The following is a 2,907-nucleotide window of genomic DNA, read 5'->3' on the forward strand; positions in this document are numbered from 1 at the left end:
CCGCTATTGTTTTCATGTTTGACTTGGTTTCCTTGGGAACTAAATTGATAGAGTTTGGAACCTTACGATCGCGATCCGATTTCTCAGAACTGGTTTTAGAAATGGCGATCGCCTTCTGAGGAGTGCTTACAAAATTATTTTGTTTGCGACTATCCCGACCAATTAATGCCCTAATCTGGTCGATTTTATCATTAACCTCCATGCCAGCACAACGAAACTTTAAGATAATTTTATCTTGTACTCTTTCATAAATCCGAATTTCTTTACCATTTGTCAGCAAACCATAACGAACGGATAATATCTCTAGATAACGTCGTAACTTGCGAACGTGGTCATCTAAATTCTCTCTTGGATGTTTAGCCTCAATGACAACTGCGATCGAAGAATTTTTATTGATTTTGAAAGGCACTTCTTGCTTTTCAAACGCCAAAAAATCAAAACGAACGTTCTCAAAAGCAACCTCCTGATGCCAGCGATCGGGGGTGTAACCTAGTGCAGGCAAAAGATATCGTACTATTAGCTTACTTTCGACCTCAGCTTCATTGCGGCAAATGTCAGGATGAAAACTCAAGTGCTATTTCCTCATGGGATTTTTTGTTAGAATTTTCGATTTTGGGCGATCGCTTAACTTAGAAGATTATCATCACAATAAAAACAAAAATGCTCACTTTACATAAAATTTTATAAAAACAACACAAAAAGTTACAATTTTACAAAATCTTGAAAATGATTTGTCGAGAAAGAAAAATCGAGACATTTTCCCAAAGCTCGAGCTTCAGATTATGATCGAGATTGGCAAATACCGAACGCAGCTATATGGGATACATTGTTTCGATCGCGAACATGAAAGGGGGTGTGGGAAAGACCACCATTGCAGTTAACTTGGCGACTTGTCTAGCACGCGATCGCCAAAAGCGGGTCTTGATCGTCGATCTCGACACCCAAATCAATGCTACCCTCAGCATGATGCCCCCCTTGTACTTTGCCAAGTTAAAACAGGAAAGACGCACCCTGAAAACCCTCGTTCATCAAACCATCAGAACGGACACAGAAGAACGATTATCTATCGAAAAAATCATATATCGCGATATTTGTCAAATAAAGGGGCTAGATATCCTAGCGGGAGATGTAGAATTGTATGATGATTTTGTTTTATCTGCTTTAATTGCCGGCAAATCTCAATCTCATCAACAAGACTTTGAACGGACTTGGAATAATGTTGAAAATAATCTTATTCGCGTTCTCCTCAAACCCATTATTAAACAGTATGATTTGATTTTACTGGATTTTCCTCCAGGAGATAGTTTGATTACCCGCAGTGCGTTACTTGCCAGCCATTATTACTTAATTCCAGCCAAAGCAGAACCCCTTTCTGTTGTTGGAATTGGACTATTAGAAAGTCGCATCGAACAACTGAAAAAAGTCAATCGCGGCGCGATCGAATCTCTGGGAATTGTCTATACATCTCGCGGACAAGTAACCGACATGGAACGTAAAGTTAAGTATCGTCTCGAACAAGAATTTGGCACAGAGAAAATCTTTTCTACAGAAATTCCCCTCAATGTTGATGTCGCGCGTGCAGTTGATGATTTTCAACCCGTTGTTCTTAATAGTCCTCATTCTTCTGGAGCCAAAGCATTTGTTAAACTCGCTCCAGAATTTTTGCGGAAATTAGTAAAACTTGTTAAGAGTAAAAGAGAAAATAAACGCTAAAATAGAAGCCCTAACATTAGCTTGATTTTTAACTGAATTTCATTGGGAGATATTTGCATGGCATCGATTCTAACTACAATTAACATGAAAGGAGGAGTTGGTAAAACGACTCTGACGGTTAATCTTGCAACTTGTTTGGTCAAGAATTTCGCCAAGCGGGTTCTTATCGTTGATTTAGACTCGCAAATTAGTGCCACATTAAGCGTGATTTCTCCTCATGATTTCTCGCGTTTGCGGAAAGGAAGACGAACCATTAGTTATCTGATTGATAAAGTAATTCGCCCTTATATTTCTCGAAAATATTCTACTGAAGATATGATCGTAGAATCCGTTGCTGAGGTTGCAGGATTAGATTTATTACCAGGAGATATTGAACTTTATGATGAATATACGATCGCGGAAACTTTGTATAAAAAAGCCACGAAAGAAGACATTACAAAGTTTTCTGAAGTTTGGGAACATTTTGAGAGTATTTTAATTAAAAGCATTCTCATGCCTGTTATCGATCGCTACGATCTCATTCTGATTGATTGCGCTCCAGGCTATAATCTTTTAACTCGAAGTGCAATTGTATCCAGTAATTTCTATTTATTACCTGCCAGACCTGAACCTTTATCTTTAATTGGCATTCAACTCCTAGAAAGAAGGATTGAAAAACTAAAAAAACAGTATAATCCTGCACGCGATGTAAATTTATTAGGCATTGTTTTTATTCTCTCCGGTGGAATGTTTAGTGGACGCTATTACAATCAAGTGATCCAACGAATTGAGCAAGATTTTGCCGAGAATAAAATTTTTAAAAACCGAGTCCCTATGGATGTTAATGTTGCTAAAGCAGTTGATAATTTTACGCCAGTTGTTCTCAATAGTCCCAATTCATCAGGAGCAAAAGCATTTATTAAAATAGCAGAAGAATTTATGCAGAAAGTTTAAATTTAAGTTTAAAATTTTTTAATATAAAGGCGATCGCAGCGTTGAGTTTCTACTCCCGTTGAAATTTGATAGCCGTAGCTTTCATAAAGTTTGACTGCTTCTTTGAGAATAGTCGCCGTTTCCAACCAAATTTCTTGAAACCCTCGTGCTGCGATCGCCATTTCTAATTGTTGTAATAAAAAATGCCCTAACCCTTGTCCGCGTACTTCCGGTAACAAATACATTTTCCGCAATTCTACCGCCTTATTTCCCTTCTCAATC

4 protein-coding genes are annotated in these 2,907 nt (G+C 37.9%); 2 read left to right on the forward strand and 2 right to left on the reverse strand.

Features of this window, described 5'->3' with window-relative positions:
* Positions 1-502, reverse strand: a 502-nt coding sequence (locus VB714_RS27020; protein ID WP_323228417.1) for a type I restriction enzyme HsdR N-terminal domain-containing protein, incomplete at its 3' end; no start/stop codon positions are given.
* Positions 503-792: 290 nt separating this feature from the next.
* Between VB714_RS27020 and VB714_RS27025 the strand changes: the two genes are divergently transcribed.
* Positions 793-1,713 (forward strand): ParA family protein, encoded by a 921-nt coding sequence (locus tag VB714_RS27025; protein ID WP_323228418.1) that lies wholly within the window; start codon positions 793-795, stop codon positions 1,711-1,713.
* A 57-nt stretch (positions 1,714-1,770) separates the two neighbouring features.
* Positions 1,771-2,646: a ParA family protein gene (locus VB714_RS27030; protein ID WP_323228420.1), complete on the forward strand. Its 876-nt coding sequence runs from the start codon at positions 1,771-1,773 to the stop codon at positions 2,644-2,646.
* Between the two features lie 8 nt (positions 2,647-2,654).
* On the opposite strand, the gene VB714_RS27035 is transcribed toward VB714_RS27030, so the two are convergent.
* A partial coding sequence (locus VB714_RS27035; RefSeq protein ID WP_323228422.1) for a GNAT family N-acetyltransferase occupies positions 2,655-2,907 on the reverse strand: 253 nt, incomplete at its 5' end.

The sequence above is a fragment of the Spirulina sp. 06S082 genome (assembly GCF_034932145.1).
Taxonomy (GTDB): Bacteria; Cyanobacteriota; Cyanobacteriia; order Cyanobacteriales; family Spirulinaceae; genus CCY15215.

Coding starts and splice junctions, on each gene's coding strand:
- VB714_RS27030 (WP_323228420.1), top strand. CDS start 1,771: ATGGCATCGATTCTAACTACAATTAACATGAAAGGAGGAGTTGGTAAA.